The sequence below is a fragment of the Rhodococcus sp. NPDC127527 genome (assembly GCF_042672245.1).
Lineage (GTDB): Bacteria > Actinomycetota > Actinomycetes > Mycobacteriales > Mycobacteriaceae > Rhodococcus_G.
Window position 1 is genome coordinate 69,327 of sequence record NZ_JBHXVP010000007.1, and the last position, 17,834, is coordinate 87,160.

Annotated in this window: 16 protein-coding genes; all 16 read left to right on the plus strand. The window is 70.6% G+C overall.

Translation table 11 applies throughout. The features are described from left to right. Positions 1-1,476, plus strand: a complete 1,476-nt coding sequence (gene murD / locus ACFVH2_RS13870; protein ID WP_378426859.1) for a UDP-N-acetylmuramoyl-L-alanine--D-glutamate ligase — start codon at positions 1-3, stop codon at positions 1,474-1,476. Further along, positions 1,473-2,951 carry a putative lipid II flippase FtsW gene (gene ftsW / locus ACFVH2_RS13875; protein WP_378426861.1) on the plus strand — a complete coding sequence of 493 codons (1,479 nt, stop codon included), beginning with the start codon at positions 1,473-1,475 and terminating at the stop codon, positions 2,949-2,951. Before murD ends, ftsW begins: the two co-directional genes overlap by 4 nt. A gap of 92 nt (positions 2,952-3,043) precedes the next feature. Continuing rightward, positions 3,044-4,153 carry an undecaprenyldiphospho-muramoylpentapeptide beta-N-acetylglucosaminyltransferase gene (gene murG / locus ACFVH2_RS13880; protein ID WP_378426954.1) on the plus strand — a complete coding sequence of 370 codons (1,110 nt, stop codon included), beginning with the start codon at positions 3,044-3,046 and terminating at the stop codon, positions 4,151-4,153. An 11-nt stretch (positions 4,154-4,164) separates the two neighbouring features. Beyond that, on the plus strand, positions 4,165-5,646 hold the full coding sequence (gene murC, locus ACFVH2_RS13885) for a UDP-N-acetylmuramate--L-alanine ligase (RefSeq protein WP_378426863.1): 1,482 nt from the start codon (positions 4,165-4,167) through the stop codon (positions 5,644-5,646). Beyond that, positions 5,643-6,563 carry a cell division protein FtsQ/DivIB gene (locus ACFVH2_RS13890; protein WP_378426864.1) on the plus strand — a complete coding sequence of 307 codons (921 nt, stop codon included), beginning with the start codon at positions 5,643-5,645 and terminating at the stop codon, positions 6,561-6,563. Before murC ends, ACFVH2_RS13890 begins: the two co-directional genes overlap by 4 nt. A gap of 282 nt (positions 6,564-6,845) precedes the next feature. Next, the gene (gene ftsZ, locus ACFVH2_RS13895; RefSeq protein WP_378426866.1) at positions 6,846-8,087 is read left to right on the plus strand and encodes a cell division protein FtsZ; all 1,242 of its coding nucleotides are present in this window, start codon (positions 6,846-6,848) and stop codon (positions 8,085-8,087) included. Then, a complete protein-coding gene (gene pgeF / locus ACFVH2_RS13900) occupies positions 8,084-8,821 on the plus strand; it encodes a peptidoglycan editing factor PgeF (RefSeq protein WP_378426868.1) in 738 nt (245 codons plus the stop codon). The genes ftsZ and pgeF overlap by 4 nt, the downstream gene beginning before the upstream one ends. Next, the gene (locus ACFVH2_RS13905) at positions 8,818-9,552 is read left to right on the plus strand and encodes a YggS family pyridoxal phosphate-dependent enzyme (RefSeq protein ID WP_378426870.1); all 735 of its coding nucleotides are present in this window, start codon (positions 8,818-8,820) and stop codon (positions 9,550-9,552) included. Before pgeF ends, ACFVH2_RS13905 begins: the two co-directional genes overlap by 4 nt. 45 nt (positions 9,553-9,597) lie before the next feature. Continuing rightward, on the plus strand, positions 9,598-10,224 hold the full coding sequence (locus tag ACFVH2_RS13910; protein ID WP_378426872.1) for a cell division protein SepF: 627 nt from the start codon (positions 9,598-9,600) through the stop codon (positions 10,222-10,224). 105 nt (positions 10,225-10,329) lie between these two features. After that, complete coding sequence (locus ACFVH2_RS13915) at positions 10,330-10,617, plus strand: YggT family protein (protein WP_378426874.1); 288 nt, start codon at positions 10,330-10,332, stop codon at positions 10,615-10,617. Positions 10,618-10,763: 146 nt separating this feature from the next. Continuing rightward, positions 10,764-11,600, plus strand: coding sequence for a DivIVA domain-containing protein (locus tag ACFVH2_RS13920; protein ID WP_378426876.1), 837 nt, complete (start codon positions 10,764-10,766; stop codon positions 11,598-11,600). Positions 11,601-11,650: 50 nt separating this feature from the next. Beyond that, positions 11,651-11,848, plus strand: a complete 198-nt coding sequence (locus ACFVH2_RS13925) for a hypothetical protein (RefSeq protein WP_378426878.1) — start codon at positions 11,651-11,653, stop codon at positions 11,846-11,848. 342 nt (positions 11,849-12,190) lie between these two features. Next, positions 12,191-15,367 carry an isoleucine--tRNA ligase gene (gene ileS / locus ACFVH2_RS13930; protein ID WP_378426880.1) on the plus strand — a complete coding sequence of 1,059 codons (3,177 nt, stop codon included), beginning with the start codon at positions 12,191-12,193 and terminating at the stop codon, positions 15,365-15,367. Positions 15,368-15,407: 40 nt separating this feature from the next. Beyond that, positions 15,408-15,770, plus strand: coding sequence for a TfoX/Sxy family protein (locus ACFVH2_RS13935; RefSeq protein WP_378426882.1), 363 nt, complete (start codon positions 15,408-15,410; stop codon positions 15,768-15,770). Then, complete coding sequence (locus ACFVH2_RS13940) at positions 15,767-17,125, plus strand: DNA polymerase IV (RefSeq protein WP_378426884.1); 1,359 nt, start codon at positions 15,767-15,769, stop codon at positions 17,123-17,125. The genes ACFVH2_RS13935 and ACFVH2_RS13940 overlap by 4 nt, the downstream gene beginning before the upstream one ends. 173 nt (positions 17,126-17,298) lie before the next feature. Further along, entirely contained in the window at positions 17,299-17,787 is a 489-nt protein-coding gene (locus tag ACFVH2_RS13945; protein WP_378426886.1) for a hypothetical protein, read from the plus strand. Positions 17,788-17,834: the final 47 nt, after the last annotated feature.

Consider the following 17,834-nt stretch of genomic DNA (forward strand, 5'->3'; position numbering starts at 1 on the left):
GTGGCACTCCAGGATTCGACATCGCCCCTGCCCACCGACCTGAGCCGCCTCGCCGGGCAGCGCGTGCTGGTCACCGGCGCGCGGGTGTCCGGACTTGCGCTGATCGCGCCGCTGCGGGACCTGGGCGCCGAGGTCGTCCTCGCAGACGGTGACGCGGGCCTTCTCGACGCGGCCGCGCGCGACCACGGGGTCGAGGTGTGCACGCCCGAGCAGGCGATCGCCGACCTCTCCCGTTTCGCGCTGGTCGTCACCAGCCCGGGCTGGCGGCCCGACGCCCCGGTGCTCGCCGCCGCGGCGGCCGCCGGCGTGCCGGTCTGGGGTGACGTCGAGTTCGCGTGGCGACTCGACCGCGCCGAGTTCTACGGACCGGCACGTCGCTGGCTGGTGGTGACCGGCACCAACGGCAAGACCACCACCACGTCGATGCTCGAGTCGATCCTGCGGGCCGCCGCCATCCCCGCGGTGGCCTGCGGCAACATCGGCCTGCCGATCACCGAGGCACTCCGGGCCGGACGCGGCGAGGACGGGTCGCCCCGCAACCAGGTGCTGGCCGTCGAGCTGTCGAGCTTCCAGCTGCACTGGGCGCCGTCGGTCCACCCGGCCGCGGGCGCGGTGCTCAACATCGCCGAGGACCACCTGGACTGGCACGGCGGGATGCGGGGCTACATCGACGCAAAGGCGCAGGCGTTGACCGGGGACGTGGCCGTGCTCGGTCTCGATGACCCGGTCGCGGCGTCCCTGGGCGACCGCGGCGGCGCGGGGCGGACCGTCGGCTTCCGGCTCGGGGTCCCGACGGCAGGCGAACTCGGCGTCGACGGCGACCGCCTCGTCGACCGAGCCTTCGCCACCGCCGAGACTCTCGCCCTGACCGAGGAGATCACCCCGCCTGGACCGGCCGGACTGATGGACGCGCTGGCCGCGGCCGCGCTCGCCCGATCGATCGGGGTGTCACCGGACGCCGTGCGTGAGGGCCTGCGCAGCTACCAGGTGGGTCCGCACCGCGCCGCGCTGGTCGCCGAGGTCGGCGGCGTCACCTACGTCGACGACTCGAAGGCGACCAACCCGCACGCTGCGCGGGTGTCGATCCTGGCCCACCCGCGCGTGGTCTGGGTGGCCGGTGGACTGCTCAAGGGCGCGAGCGTCGACGAACTTGTCGAGGAGGTCGCGGGCAGGCTGGTCGGGGCCGTGCTGCTGGGCCGCGATGCGACACAGATCGCAGCGGCTCTGTCCCGACACGCGCCGCAGGTCCCCGTGGTCCGCGTCGACCAGGGGCACGATGATCAGGTGACCACGACCGATGCGCCCGACGCCGTGATGGCGCGCGCGGTCGAGGCCGCGGCTGCGATGGCCCGCCCGGGCGACACCGTGCTGCTCGCGCCGGCAGCGGCCTCGCTCGACATGTTCGCCGACTACGGCCATCGCGGTCGCAGCTTCGCCGACGCCGTGCTGCGGCTCGGGGCGGGTCAGGGGCAATGAAGAACCCCGCGGGCCCGCGGACCCGGTTCGGTGCCTGGCTGGCCCGGCCGCTCGCCTCGTTCCACCTGATCGTCACCATCGCCACCCTGCTGACCGTGCTCGGTCTGGTGATGGTGCTGTCGGCGTCGAGCCCGGAGGCGTACGCCGACACCGGGTCGGCCTACGGACTCTTCACCCAGCAGGTGATCTTCGCCGCGCTCGGTTCGGTGCTGTTCTACGTGGCGCTCCGGTTGCCGGTGCGGGTGATGCGCACGCTCGCTCTGCCGGGGTTCGTCCTGTCGGTGGTGCTGCTGGCGCTGGTCCTCATCCCCGGGGTGGGCACCGCGTCCGGCGGCGCGCAACGCTGGTTCCAGTTCTTCGGCGTGTCGTTTCAGCCGTCGGAGCTGGCGAAGGTGGCGCTGGTGATCTGGGGTGCGCACGTGCTGGCGATGCGACGTCAGGGCGCACCGCCGAAGGAGTTGCTGATCCCGCTGCTGCCCGGAGCCGGACTGGCCTCGCTCCTGGTGATCCTGCAGCCGAACTACTCGACGACGGTCACGTTCGCGATCGTGGTCGGCGCCCTGCTGTGGTTCGCGGGCCTGCCGACCCGGTTGTTCCTCATGGCAGCGGCAGGTGGATTGGTCGCGGCCGTCGTCCTGGCCCTGTCGGCCGACTACCGCGCCGCTCGCGTGTTCGGCTTCCTCAATCCCGGCGACGACCCGCAGGGCGCCAACTACCAGAGCCGTCAGGCCAAGTTCTCGCTGGCCGACGGCGGGCTGTTCGGCCGTGGGCTGGGGCAGTCCCGGGCCAAGTGGAGCTACCTGCCCAACGCGCACAACGACTTCATCTTCGCGATCATCGGCGAGGAACTGGGCTTCCTCGGGTGCCTCGCGGTGATCATCCTGCTGGCGCTGTTCGTCTTCGCGGGACTGCGCATCGCGATGCGATCGGTCGACCCGTTCCTGCGACTGCTCACCGCCACGGCGACCACCTGGATCCTCGCGCAGTCGATGATCAACATCGGGTACGTGGTCGGCCTGCTGCCGGTCACCGGGCAGCAGTTGCCGCTGGTGTCGGCGGGCGGTACCTCGACCGCCATCACGCTGCTGATGTTCGGCATCATCGCGAACGCCGCGCGGCACGAGCCCGAGGCCGTGGCGGCGCTGCACGCGGGCCAGGACGGTCGCTTCGGCAGGCTGCTGCGGCTGCCGAAGCCGGAGCAGTACTCGCCGGAGCGGGCCGAGGCGGCCCGTCGGGCCGCACAGGCCAAGGCCGCGCAGAAGCGGGCGGCTGCGCAGCGCGCCGCCCAGCAGCGGGCCGCTCAGGAACGTGCCGCCCAGCGCCGGCTCGCCGAACCGCCGCGCAGGCAGGGTCCCGCCCGCGGCCGCCCGGCCGACCCGCGGCGCGGCGATCCGCGCGGCAGGCAGGCACTACCATCGGACGAACGGACACGACGGTCGAACGACCGCGCAGGAGAGCGAGGATTTCGTAGGTGAGCGGCACATCGGACACACCACCCGTCGCGTCACCTGATTCCGCGTCACCTGATTCGGAGACACTCCCCGTCGCTCCACTCGCCCCGGCAGCCCTGTCCGTCGTCGTCGCCGGTGGTGGCACCGCGGGCCACATCGAGCCCGCGCTGGCCGTGGCCGACGCGCTGCGGCGGCTGGACCCGACCGTCACGGTGACCGCGCTCGGTACCGAGCGCGGGCTGGAGACGACCCTCGTGCCCGAGCGGGGCTACCCGCTCGAGCTCGTTCCGCCGGTGCCGCTGCCGCGCAAGCCCACGATGGACCTGCTGCGCCTGCCCGGCCGGGTGCGCGCCTCGGTCCGGCGCACCCGCCAGGTGCTCGATGCCGCTCAGGCCGACGTGATCGTCGGGTTCGGCGGCTACGTGGCGCTGCCCGCGTACCTCGCCGCGGGCCGGGGAGTGCTGCGCAGGCGGCGTGCGATTCCGGTCGTGGTGCACGAGGCCAACGCCAGCGCGGGCATCGCGAACAAGATCGGTGCGAGGGTCGCGGCCCGCGTGCTGGCGGCGGTGCCCGGCTCCGGTGTCGCGAGGGAGGCCGAGATCGTCGGCATCCCGGTTCGCGCCTCGATCACCGGTCTCGACCGCGCCGCGCTGCGCGCCGAGGCCCGCGCGCACTTCGGACTGCCCGCGCAGGGCCCGGTGCTGCTGGTGACCGGCGGCTCGCAGGGCGCACGGTCCCTCAACGAGGCGATCTCCGGTGCCGCGACAGCGCTTGCCGCAGCGGGGATCTCCGTGCTGCATGCGCACGGCCCCAAGAACACCCTCGACGTGCCGCCGGTCAACCCGGCCGCGCCGTACGTCGCGGTGCCGTACCTGTCCCGGATGGACCTGGCCTACGCGGCCGCCGATGCGACCGTCTGCCGGTCCGGGGCGATGACCGTCGCGGAGGTGTCCGCGGTCGGCTTGCCCGCGATCTACGTCCCGCTGCCGCACGGCAACGGGGAACAGGAACTCAACGCCCGGCCGGTGGTCGGCGCGGGCGGCGGTGTGCTGGTCGCCGATGCCGACCTGACACCGCAATTCGTGGCCGACACCGTGATTCCGTTGCTCACCGACCCGGACCGGCTCGCCGCCATGGGTGCGGCCGCCGCCGGCGCCGGGCACCGGGACGCGGCGGACGCGGTCGCCGCGATCGTGCTCGAGGTGGCCCGGGCGTCGGAGAACTAGAGGGGACAGCGATGAACGAGACCGATCTGCCGGAGCACCTGCAACGTGTGCACATGGTCGGCATCGGCGGTGCGGGCATGTCCGGCATCGCCCGGATCCTGCTGGCGCGGGGCGGGCAGGTGTCCGGTTCCGATGCCAAGGAGAGCCGCACCGTGCTCGCGCTGCGGGCCCGCGGCGCGCAGGTGCGCATCGGGCACGACGGCAGCGCCCTGGACCTGCTGCCGGGCGGACCGACGGTCGTGGTCACCACCCACGCCGCGATCCCGAAGGACAACCCCGAACTCGTCGCCGCCGCCGCTCGGGGCATCCCGGTCATCCTGCGCCCCGCGGTGCTCGCGTCGCTGATGCACGGTCAGCGCACGCTGCTGGTCGCGGGTACCCACGGCAAGACCTCGACCACCTCGATGCTGGTCGTCGCGCTGCAGCACTGCGGCGTCGACCCGTCGTTCGCGGTCGGCGGCGAACTCAACGAGGCGGGCACGAACGCGCACCACGGCTCCGGCGACGTCTTCGTCGCGGAGGCCGACGAGAGCGACGGCTCCCTGCTGCAGTACGACCCGAACGTCGTGGTCGTGACGAATGTGGAGGCCGACCACCTGGACTACTTCGGGTCGACCGAGGCGTACGTCCAGGTGTTCGACGACTTCGCCGCACGAATTGCGCCCGGCGGGCTGCTGGTGGTGTGTGTCGACGATCCCGGCTCCGCGGCGCTGGCCGAGCGGGTGGTCGCGAGCGGCCTGCCGATCCGGGTGCTCGGGTACGGCAGCGGCGACGTCCACACCGAGGGCGTCGAACTGGGTGCCCGGCTGCTCAGCTGGGAGGCCCGCGACGTCGGCGGCGTGGCGGAGGTCGAGTTGTCGGGTGAGACCGGGCCACGAACCTTGCGGTTGGCGGTCCCGGGCAGGCACATGGCGCTCAACGCCCTTGGCGCGATCCTGGCCGCTCGCGAGGTGGGCACGTCGGTCGACGAGATCTTCGAGGGCATCGGTGGATTCGGTGGTGTGCACCGCCGCTTCCAGTACACCGGTCGCGAGAACGGCGTGCGGGTGTTCGACGACTACGCCCACCATCCTACGGAAGTGCGGGCGGTGCTCGGCGCCGCACGCGAACTGGTGCGCCCCGGCGGTGGCCGGGTGATCGTGGTCTTCCAGCCGCACCTGTACTCGCGGACCGCGGCGTTCGCGACGGAGTTCGGCACCGCGCTCGACCTCGCGGACGAGGTGGTCGTGCTCGACGTCTACGGCGCCCGCGAGGAGCCGTTGCCCGGCGTGAGCGGAGCGCTTGTCGCGCAGGCGGTCTCGCGGCCCGTGCAGTACCAGCCGGACCTGTCGGTCGCGCCGCGTCAGGTGGCCTCGCTCGCCCGATCGGGCGACATCGTGATCACGATGGGGGCCGGCGACGTCACGATGCTGGGCAAGGAAATCCTCGGCGCGCTCGCCGCCTCGCCGGCGCGGTCGCGGGCCGGTTCGGGACGGGCCGGGGAGCCCTCGTGAGCGCCGACCGGCGGCCGGGCCGGTCCGCGCGCGCCGGTCGGCGTGGACGTGCGGAGGCCGAGCGGTCCGCGCGTCCCGGAACCCGGCGGCAGCCGCGCCCGGACCAGCCGCGGCGCGAGGCTCCGCCCGACGAGTCGGATGCGGCCGTTGGGCCGGAACCCGGCGAAGGGGCGGATCGGCGCCGGCCGGCCGGCGCGAAAGCCGCCCCGGCGCAGAAGAAGGCCCGGCCGCGGCGCAGGCCGAAGGTCCGCCGGGGGCCGGGCCGCAAACCGATCCTGCTGACCTCCCTCGCTGTCGTGGTTCTCGTCGGGCTCGGCGTCGCAGCCTGGTTCACACCGGTGCTCGCCGCGCGCACGATCTCCGTGGTCGGGAATGTCGGCGTCTCGAGCGACGAGGTGCTCACGGCGCTCGCGATCCCGGTCGGAAAGCCGCTGTTGCGCATCGACACCGGCGCGGCGGCTCAACGGGTGGCCTCGATCGCGAAGGTCGACCATGCCCGGGTCGAGCGGGTCTACCCCTCGACCCTCCGGGTGACCGTCGTCGAGCGCACCCCCGCGGTGTTCTACGACGCTCCCGAGGGAACTCACCTGATGGATGCGTCCGGGGTCGCCTACGCCATCGAGCCGGCCCCGCCCGGCGTACCGCGGCTGAAGACCGACCGACCGGGTCGCGAGGACCCGCGCACCGTCGACGCGTTGGCGGCCCTGACGTCGCTGCCGCCGGACCTGCGCGGGCAGGTGACCGAGGTGACGGTCGGCTCGTTGGACGACATTCGGCTCGCGCTCACCGACGACCGGCAGTTGATCTGGGGGAGTGCGGCGAGTTCCGCGCGCAAGGCCGCGATTGCCCCGCCGTTGCTGAGCCAGCCGGGCAAGGTGTACGACGTGTCGAGTCCGGACCTGCCGACGATTCGGTGACCGCGCGCGACAAATCGCCACGCCCGTCGGCGCGCCTGCTGGCGCAACGTGGTCCGCGTGCATAGCGTTTCGCCTCAGTCAGCCACTTGACATAACTGTAAACCTATGGTTGAGGGTTTAGGGAATTGTCCCGACACTCGGTCGCAATATGCACGAGCGCCACGCACATTGCATCAGCATCATCAGTAACCTCAGCATCACCAGTAACGTCAGTACTGCTAGCAACATCAGTACCGCTAGCACCACCCAGCGCGAATTCACACACACGGAAGGCGAGAGCCCATGACGCCCCCGCACAACTACCTCGCCGTTATCAAGGTCGTCGGCATCGGCGGCGGCGGCGTAAATGCGGTCAACCGCATGATCGAGCAGGGACTCAAGGGAGTCGAGTTCATCGCCGTCAACACCGACGCCCAGGCGCTGCTGATGAGCGACGCCGACGTCAAGCTGGACGTCGGACGTGAACTGACCCGCGGTCTCGGCGCAGGCGCCGATCCCGAGGTCGGCCGCAAGGCCGCCGATGACCACAAGGACGAGATCGAAGAGGTGCTCAAGGGCGCCGACATGGTCTTCGTCACCGCGGGCGAGGGCGGTGGTACCGGCACCGGCGGCGCGCCCGTCGTCGCCAGCATCGCCCGCAAGCTCGGCGCGCTGACCGTCGGCGTCGTCACGCGCCCGTTCTCCTTCGAGGGCAAGCGGCGCGGCGGCCAGGCCGACAGCGGCATCCAGGCGCTGCGCGAGTCCTGCGACACCCTCATCGTCATTCCCAACGACCGGCTGCTCCAGCTCGGCGACGCCGCGGTGAGTCTGATGGACGCATTCCGCTCCGCGGACGAGGTCCTGCTCAACGGCGTCCAGGGCATCACCGACCTGATCACCACCCCGGGTCTGATCAACGTCGACTTCGCGGACGTCAAGGGCGTCATGTCCGGTGCCGGCAGCGCCCTGATGGGCATCGGATCCTCCCGCGGGGAGGGCCGGGCGATCAAGGCGGCCGAGGCGGCGATCAACTCGCCGCTGCTCGAGGCCTCGATGGAAGGCGCTCGGGGCGTCCTGCTCTCGATCGCGGGCGGATCCGACCTGGGTCTGTTCGAGATCAACGAGGCCGCCTCGCTGGTGCAGGAGGCCGCGCACATCGACGCCAACATCATCTTCGGCACCGTGATCGACGACTCGCTCGGCGACGAGGTCCGGGTCACCGTCATCGCCGCCGGCTTCGACGGCGGCGCACCGATGCGCCGGGCGGTGGAGCCCGCGCCGAACGCCGGCCGCGGCAACATCGGAGTCGGCCGGGCCGGGGAGATCGGGCGCTCGCCCGCAGGTGCTCCCGAGGAGTCCGTCGCGGCCGTGCCGCAGCAGCGCGAGCCGCAGCACAGCGCCGAGGCCCGCGAGCGCCGCGAGCCCCGCGAGACGAGTACCTCGAGCCTGCCGCCGATCCCGGTCGGTGCCCCGAGTCGGGCCGTCCCGGTCTCGGCCGAGGACGGCGAGGACGAGGTGGACGTGCCCGACTTCATGCGTCGGTGACCGCCCACGTTCGGGTCCGCCGGGTCGTCACCTCGCGGACCGGGGGCGTCTCGGCGGCCCCCTACGACACGTTCAACCTCGGTGACCACGTCGGCGACGATCCGGCGGCGGTCGACGCCAATCGGCGCCGGCTCGCGGCCGGCATCGGATTGCCGTTCGAGCGGCTGGTGTGGATGGAGCAGATCCACAGCCGCAACGTCACGGTCGTCGACGGCCCGGTCGGCGCGCCGGTCGAGGCGACCGACGCGCTGGTCACGGACGTGCCCAACCTGGCGCTGGTGGTGCTCACGGCGGACTGCGTGCCGCTGTTGCTCTCCGACGACCAGGCGGGGGTGATCGCCGCCGTGCACGCGGGCCGCGTCGGTGCGCGGATCGGCATCGTGCCGCGGGTGCTCGACGCGATGGTCGCGAAGGGCGCCGCGGTGGAGCGGATCGGTGCGTTCCTCGGCCCCGCCGCCAGCGGAAGGCAGTACGAGGTGCCGGTGGCGATGCGAGCCGACGTCGAGGCGCACCTGCCCGGCAGCGCGACCACCACCGTCCGCGGCACCCCGGGGCTCGACCTGCGCGCGGGACTGCGGAGGCAGCTGCTCGAGGCGGGAATCGGCGGGATCGCCGAGGATCCGCGCTGCACGATCGAGGACCGCACGCTCTTCAGCTACCGGCGGTCGGGAACGACCGGACGGATCGCGGGCGCGGTGTGGATGGAACCGGTCGTGCCCGAGGTGCAGGGGTGACTGACGGCGCCGCCGAGGCTCGTACCGCACAGATCGCCGCCGCGCTCGGCGAGGTGCGGGCCCGGCTGTCCCAGGCCTGCGTCGACGCGGGCCGTGACCCGGCCGGGGTGCAGCTGCTCCCGGTGACCAAGTTCTTCCCGGAGGCCGATGCCCGGATCCTGTACGGGCTGGGCTGCCGCGAGTTCGGCGAGTCCCGCGAGCAGGAGGCGACGGCGAAGGCGACCGCACTCGCCGATCTCGACGAGGTCCGCTGGCACATGATCGGCAGCCTGCAGCGGAACAAGGCCCGTGCGGTTGCCCGGTGGGCGCACGCCGTCCACTCGGTCGACAGCGCCCGGCTGGTCGACGCGCTGTCGAAGGCGTCGGTCGAGGCCCTCGCGGACGGCGCCCGGACCGAGCCGCTGCGGGTGCTGCTCCAGGTGAGCCTCGACGCCGACCCGATACGCGGCGGGATCCCGCCCACCGAGCTGCCGGCGTTGGCGGGGCGCGCGTCTGTCGCGGCAGGCCTCGAACTGGCCGGACTGATGGCCGTGCCCCCGCTCGGTGTCGACCCGGACGCGGCGTTCGCCACGCTGGCGGAACTGCACCGGGCTCTGCTGCTCGAGCATCCGGACGCGACCATGCTGTCGGCGGGCATGACCGGCGACCTCGAGAGTGCTGTCCGACACGGATCCACCTGCGTGCGTGTCGGAACCGCGTTGTTGGGCTCGCGGCCGATAACCTCGGACTGATCGGCGTCCCGACCGATTCTCCGCCACGCCAAGGAAGGTCGATCGATGAGCACTCTGCACAAGTTCAAGGCTTACTTCGGCATGGTCCCGCTCGAGGATTACGAAGACGACTACCTCGACGAGCCGCGTCGTTCGCCACGTGGCGGCCGGTACGAGGACGGTCTCGACGGCGGCTACGACGACGGCGGCTACGTCGACCGCGGCCTCGACGACATCGATCGGCAGCCCGTGCCGCGGCGGATGGAGCCGCTGCCGGCCCGTAGCCCGCGTCCCGGGGTGTCCGTCGGCGCCCCGCCGCGCGCCACCGCCACCCGGGGTGCGCTCGCGGTCGATGCGCGCACGGAGTCCCGCATCGAGAGCAGGCGCGCACCGATCTTCGACGAGGGCGGACCGCTCTCGAAGATCACCACGCTTCGTCCCCGCGACTACGGCGAGGCGCGCATCATCGGTGAGCGGTTCCGTGACGGAACTCCGGTCATCATGGACCTGGTCGAGATGAGCAACGCCGACGCGAAGCGCCTGGTCGACTTCGCGGCCGGCCTGGCGTTCGCGCTGCGTGGCTCGTTCGACAAGGTGGCCACGAAGGTGTTCCTGCTCTCACCCGCCGACATCGACGTCTCGGCCGAGGAACGTCGTCGGATCGCTGAGAACGGCTTCTACAATCAGAAGTAACAGGGCCTCGGCAGCTCGCCGGGGGCGGGCTCGGACAGGTGCGGTCGGGGTCTTCCGGCCGCACCTGGTTTTGATTGCGCCCGTTGCGTCAGGCAGAGTGGTGGAGTGCCCTTGTTCGCGGTGATCTACTTCGTGCTGTTCGTTTTCTGGTTGCTGATCATCGGACGAATCATCGTCGAGTTCATCCGGACATTTGCAAGGGAATGGCGGCCCACTGGCTTTGTCGTCGTCATTCTCGAAGCCATATTTACGGTCACGGATCCTCCGATCAAGTTGCTGCGGCGACTTATTCCATCGGTATCGCTCGGTGGAGTTCGGTTGGATCTTTCAATCATGGTCTTGCTCTTCGTGGTGTTCATCCTGATGCAAGTCGTTCAGAGGCTTGCCGTATGACGTGCACGAATCAGCTTGTGGCGCAGCCTCCGGGTCTGGTGTGACAGAATGGACGCCAGTTGCAGTGCGAATGCCTGGAGCAGCACTGGATGCGCTATAACTGAATGTTTGCTAGACCGCCAACAGATGCGTGAAGGGATCCTTCCATGCCGCTGACACCAGCTGATGTTCACAACGTCGCGTTCAGCAAGCCGCCGATCGGCAAGCGGGGCTACAACGAGGACGAGGTAGATGCGTTTCTCGACCTCGTCGAGCAGGAGCTGTCGCGACTGATCGAGGAGAACGCGGACCTCCGCCAGCGTGTGGGTGAGCTCGACCAGGAGCTCGCGGATGCGAAGAAGGCCCCCCGCCCCGCGGGCGCGGCCCCCGAGCCGGCCCGCGTCGTCGAGCCGCCGAAGCCTGTTGCGCCCGTCGCGCCGGTCGCGGCCCCCGTCGCCGCCGCTCCCGTTGCCCGCACCGGCAGCACCGAGGAAGCGAACCTGCAGGCCGCCAAGATCCTGGGCCTGGCGCAGGAGATGGCAGACCGGCTCACCGGCGACGCGAAGACCGAGTCCGAGCAGCTCGTCACCACCGCACGCACCAACTCCGAGCAGTTGGTCAGCGACGCGCGTACCCGCTCCGAGGCGATGATCGCCGACGCCCGGCAGAAGTCCGAGGCCCTGCTCTCCGACGCACAGACCCGCTCCGAGACGCAGCTGCGTCAGGCGAAGGAGAAGGCGGACGCGCTGCAGGCCGACGCCGAGAAGAAGCACTCCGAGATCATGGCCACCATCAACCAGCAGCGCAGCGTGCTGGAGGGTCGGATCGAGCAGCTCAAGACGTTCGAGCGCGAGTACCGGGTGCGGCTGAAGTCCTACCTGGAGTCGCAGCTCGAGGAACTCGAGCAGCGTGGTTCGGCGGTTCCGGTGGACGGCGGCCAGGATGCCTTCGGCAGCGAGTCCAAGCCGGGCATCGGCCAGTCCTTCGCCAAGGGAAGCAACTGATCCGGGTCCGATAGGCCCGCGCCCGATTCGGTCCACCTCAGGGGATTGTCGTGCTGGTCCTGACGCTCGCGATGGCGGCGGTGGGGTTCGCCCTACTCGTACTCGCCCTGATGACAGGCTCGGTCGTATGGGCCTGGGGATGCATCGTGGTCTGTGTGATCGGTGCCGTGTTGCTGCTCGTCGGATCGCTTCGTGGCGGTGCCGCGACCGACGAGGACAGTCGAGGGCGCCGACACAGTTCCACCTGATCACCACTCGCACCCACCGAGCGGGAGTGCACGGCTCGCTTTCATCGCGAAAGCTGCCGTGATCTCCCGTTCGGTGGTTGCGGACGCCCCTGCAGGGGCGATTGACGGGTCCGACTAGAATCGGATCCAGGCATCGATCCGGCAATCACCGGGGAGTCTTCGGAAGAACGGCGTGCGCGCACGCTCAGTAGAACCGAACGGGTGGGCCCGTCACAGCCCGTCGAGAGGTCCGTCCCGGGGTTGCAGGTTCCGGATGCGGGCAAGCGGGGTGGTACCGCGGCCAGGGCGCACAGGCGCCCGTGTCGTCCCCGTGCCAGAGACAGCAGGCACGAGGAGCACCCAGTGACCGACACCACCGGCGACCTGAACGCCACCTATCCGCGCGTGGACCTCGGCGGCGGCAAGGCCGGCGCCGGTGTCGCGTTCCCCGAACTCGAGCAGCGTGTGCTCGCGGCGTGGGATGCCGACGACACCTTCCGTGCATCCATCGCGAACCGCGCCGACGCCGAGGAGTTCGTCTTCTACGACGGACCGCCCTTCGCCAACGGCCTGCCGCACTACGGTCACCTGCTCACCGGTTACGTCAAGGACCTGATCCCGCGCTACCAGACCATGCGCGGCAAGAAGGTCGAACGGCGCTTCGGCTGGGACTGCCACGGCCTGCCTGCCGAGCTCGAGGCGGAGAAGCAGCTCGGCATCAAGGACAAGTCGCAGATCGACGCGATGGGCCTGGCCGAGTTCAACGCGTACTGCAAGCAGTCGGTGCTGCGGTACACCGACGAATGGCGCGACTACGTCACCCGCCAGGCGCGCTGGGTCGACTTCGACAACGACTACAAGACGCTCGACCTCGACTTCATGGAGTCGGTCATGTGGGCGTTCAAGGAGCTCTACGACAAGGGCCTGATCTACCAGGGCTTCCGGGTGCTGCCGTACTCCTGGTACGAGCAGACTCCGCTGTCGAACCAGGAGACCCGCCTGGACGACGCCTACAAGATGCGCCAGGACCCGGCCGTCACCGTGGACATGGTCCTCACGGCTCCGGGCTCCCCGCTGGACGGCGCGAACGCGCTGATCTGGACCACGACCCCGTGGACGCTGCCGTCCAACCTGGCGATCGCGGTACACCCCGAGGTCGACTACCTGCTGGTCGCCGGCGAGGACGGCAAGCGGTACGTGCTCGGCGCGGCCCGGGTCGGTCATTACGCGCGCGAACTGGGCGAGTCCCCGGAGGTGCTGGGCGAGTTCAAGGGCGCCGAGCTCGTCGGCCTCACCTACACGCCGCCGTTCGACTTCTTCCACGGTCCCGACAAGGGTCACGCCGAGGCGCACCGTGTGCTGTCCGCCGACTACGTCACCACGGAGTCCGGTACCGGAATCGTCCACCTCGCACCGGCTTTCGGTGAGGAGGACATGGACGTCGCGACGGCGAACGGCATCGAGATCGTCCAGCCGCTCGATCCCGGCGGCAAGTTCACGTCGATGGTGCCGCCGTACGAGGGCATGCAGGTCTTCGACGCGAACCCCGTCATCATCAAGGACCTCAAGGCAGCCGGAAAGCTGTTCCGGCACGAGACGATCGAGCACTCGTACCCGCACAGCTGGCGCAGTGGGCAGCCACTGATCTACATGGCGGTGCCGTCCTGGTTCGTCGCGGTGACCAAGTTCCGCGACCGGATGGTCGAGCTGAACCAGGAGATCACCTGGGTGCCCGAGCACATCAAGGACGGCCAGTTCGGCAAGTGGCTCGAGGGTGCCCGCGACTGGAACATCAGCCGAAACCGGTACTGGGGCAGCCCGATCCCCGTCTGGGTCTCGGACGATCCGGCGTACCCGCGCATCGATGTGTACGGCTCGCTCGACCAGCTCGAGGCGGACTTCGGGGTGCGCCCGGCGGACTTGCACCGGCCGATGATCGACGATCTGGTCCGTCCCAACCCCGACGACCCGACGGGCAAGTCGATGATGCGCCGGGTTCCCGAGGTGCTGGACTGCTGGTTCGAGTCGGGCTCGATGCCGTACGCCCAGGTGCACTACCCGTTCGAGAACCGGGATTGGTTCCAGACCCACAATCCCGGCGACTTCATCGTCGAGTACAACGGCCAGACCCGCGGCTGGTTCTACACGCTGCACGTGCTCGCCACTGCGCTCTTCGACCGCCCGGCGTTCAAAACCGTTGCCGCGCACGGCATCGTGCTCGGTGACGACGGCCTGAAGATGAGCAAGTCCAAGGGTAACTACCCGGACGTGAAGGAGGTGTTCGACCGCGACGGGTCGGACGCCATGCGGTGGTTCCTGATGTCCTCGCCGATCCTGCGCGGCGGCAACCTCGTCGTCACCGAGCAGGGCATCCGTGAGGGTGTGCGGCAGGCGCTGCTGCCGTTGTGGAACGCGTGGAGCTTCCTGCAGCTGTACGCCTCCAAGCCGGGCGAGTGGCGCACCGACTCGCCGAACGTGCTCGACCGCTACATCCTGGCCAAGCTCGCCTCGACTCGGGACGCGATCACCGAGGCCCTGGACGTCAACGACATCGCGGGCGCCTGCGACGAGCTCCGCACGTTCTGCGACGCGCTGACCAACTGGTATGTGCGCCGGTCGCGTTCGCGGTTCTGGGACGAGGACCGCGACGCCATCGACACCCTGCACACCGTGCTCGAGGTCGTCTGCCGGCTCGCGGCGCCGCTGCTGCCGCTGGCCACCGAGGTGATCTGGCGGGGGCTGACCGGCGGCCGGTCCGTGCATCTGACCGACTGGGTCGGCGAGTCCGAGTTGCCGGCGGACCCCGAACTGACCTCGTCGATGGACGAGGTGCGCTCGGTCTGCGGAGCGGTCCTCGGCCTGCGCAAGGCACAGAACCTGCGGGTGCGGCTGCCCCTGCCGGAGGTGACCGTCGCGGCGGCCGGTGCGGAGCGGCTGCGTCCGTTCCTGGACATCATCGCCGACGAGGTCAACGTCCGGAAGGTCGACCTGACCGACGACGTCGACGTGCACGGCCGCTTCGAGCTCGTGGTCAACGCCCGCGCCGCGGGCCCCCGCCTGGGCAAGGACGTGCAGACCGTGATCAAGGCGGTCAAGGCCGGCGACTGGTCCGAGACCGACGGCGTGGTCACCGTGTACCCGGGTCGCTCCGCAGGCTCCGCTCCTGCCGCGGGCATCGCGCTGCTGCCGGAGGAGTACACCCAGCGCCTCGTCGCCGCCGAGCCGGAGTCCACCGCCGCGCTGCCCGCGAACGCGGGCCTGGTGGTGCTCGATTCGGTGGTCACCGAGGAGCTCGAGGCCGAGGGCTGGGCCAAGGACCGCATCCGGGAACTGCAGGACGCCCGCCGGGCGGCCGGCCTGGACGTCTCGGACCGGATCACGGTGACGCTCGAGGTGCCCGCCGACCGGCTCGACTGGGCGCAGCGTCACCGCGACCTGATCGCCGGCGAGATCCTCGCGACCTCGCTGGAGCTGGGTACCGCCGGTGCCGGTGCCGTCGATCTCGGCGAGGGCGTGCGCGCGAGCCTGGCCAAGGCCTGATCCGAGCCGACGTGTCGGTGCGGCGGCGTAGGTTGCTGCCATGAGCACCGGCAGGGAGACGGTCGCGTACGTCCTGGGGCAGCTCGAGCCCCTGGACGTACGCGCCCGGGCGATGTTCGGCGAGTACGGGTTGTACTGCGACGAGAAGATGGTCGCGATGATCTGCAACGACACCGTGTTCGTGAAGCCGACCGAGGTGGCCGGGGAGTACCTCGGCGCCGAGGCGTTGGCGCCGCCGTACCCGGGCGCGAAGGACCACTTCGCCGTCCCGCAGGCGCGGCTCGCCGACGTCGACTGGCTGCACGCGTTCGTCCAGCGGACCGCGGACGTACTGCCCGCGCCGAAGCCGAAGAAGCCGAAATCGTCGAGGCCGAAGCCGGAGAGGAACCCCACGCCTGGATGACCCGACCATCCACGTCCCGTCGATGGGTACTGCACCTCGACATGGATGCGTTCTTCGCGTCCGTCGAGCAGCTGACCCGGCCGACACTGCGCGGGCGGCCCGTCCTCGTCGGTGGCCTCGGCGGCCGCGGCGTGGTCGCGGGCGCCAGCTACGAGGCGCGTGCGTTCGGGGCGCGCTCCGCGATGCCGATGCACCAGGCCCGGCGGATGGTCGGGGCCGGCGCGGTGGTGCTGCCGCCTCGCGGTGGCCTGTACTCGACGTTGAGCAAGGCCGTGTTCGACGCGCTGCGAACGAGGATGCCGGTGCTCGAGATGCTGTCGATGGACGAGGCGTTCGGGGAGCCGGCCGAACTCGGAGGCGCGGACGCGGAGACGGTCCGTATCTTCGCCGAGGAGTTGCGGGCGCTGGTCTTCGCCGAGACGGGCCTGGTGGCGTCGATCGGCGCTGGATCCGGCAAACAGATCGCGAAGATCGCCTCCGGGCTGGCCAAGCCGGACGGCGTGCGGGTGGTGACGCCCGACGAGCAGGGCCCGCTGTTCGAGGCGTTGCCCGTGCGCAAACTCTGGGGCATCGGCCCGGTGGCCGAGGAACGTCTGCGTCGCCTGGGTGTGGAGACGATCGGTGGCCTGGCCGCGACGTCGGAGGCCGAGGTCGTCTCCGTACTGGGCGCGACGATCGGACCGGGCCTGCACCGGCTCGCCCGCGGCATCGACGACCGGCCGGTGGCCGAACGCGCGGACGCCAAGCAGGTCAGTGCGGAGACCACCTTCGCCGCCGACCTCGTGACGCTCGACCAGTTGCGGGCGGCCGTCGACCGAACGGGAGCCAGCGCGCACGCGCGACTGCTGCGCGACGGTCGCGCCGCGCGGACGGTGGTGCTCAAGCTGAAGAAGGCGGACATGTCGGTCGTGACCCGCTCGGCGACTCTCCCGTACGCGACCGCGGACCGGCAGACGCTGGTGGCGACGGCGCAACGGCAGGTGATCGACCCGCTCGAACTGGGTCCGGTGCGGCTCGTGGGGGTCTCGCTGGGCGGATTGTCCTCGACCGCACAGGGATCCCTGTTCCCTGACCTCGAGCACGGCGTCACGACCGAGGAGGCTGTGACTCTCGACACAGTGTCGGTACCGCAGTCGGTTCAGTCCGCCGCACCGGCGGCGGAGACCGGCTCGCGATGGCGTCCGGGCCACGACGTCGCGCACGAGGAGTTCGGTCACGGCTGGGTGCAGGGCTGCGGGCACGGAGTGGTGACCGTCCGATTCGAGACCAGGTCGACGGGGCCGGGTCAGGCCCGGACCTTCGCGGAGTCCGACGCGGCGTTGACGATCGCCGATCCCGCCGACAGCCTTCATTAAGGAAGCCCTTATCTTCTTCCTGTTAACTATCGTGACAGGCGTCCGTGGGTGGACGGCGCCAGCCGTGACCACCCGCGCGACCCGAGCAGCGCAACCGAATCGCCCTGGGGTAGAAACGAGCGCCCCGGAAGTTCGTCAGAAGTAGTTCATCCGAAGAGAAGGACAAGCAATTGATGCTCCGTAAGACCCTCGTCGCCGGTGCCGCCCTGGCCGCCGTGTTCGCGCTGGGCGCCTGCAGCTCCGACGGCGACAGCACTGCAGCCACCACCACCAAGAAGACCACCACCTCGGCCGCACCGTCGGTCGAGACCCCGCCGGTGCCGTCCGCCGCCGATCTCAACGCGATGCTGGCCAAGGGCCTCGACCCGGCCACCCCGGTCGCCGAGAAGATCACCCTGGTGCAGGACGGCGCGGCCGATCCCGGACTGTTCGACCAGGTCGCCGCTGCCGCCAAGCAGTCCAACGCGACCGTAACCGTCGTCGACCCGATCCTCGACAACGGCGACGGCACCCTCACCGCCACCGTGAACATGGACATCGGCGGCCAGGTCAACCCGGGCACCGCCACCTTCGTGGTGGAGAACGGCAAGTGGGTGCTCTCGAAGGAGTACGCCTGCAACATGGTCAAGCTGGCCGGCCTCACCTCGCCCGCCTGCGCCTGATCTACCCGAGCGGACTACTCCGTTCACCTCGACCGAATGCCGGTGTC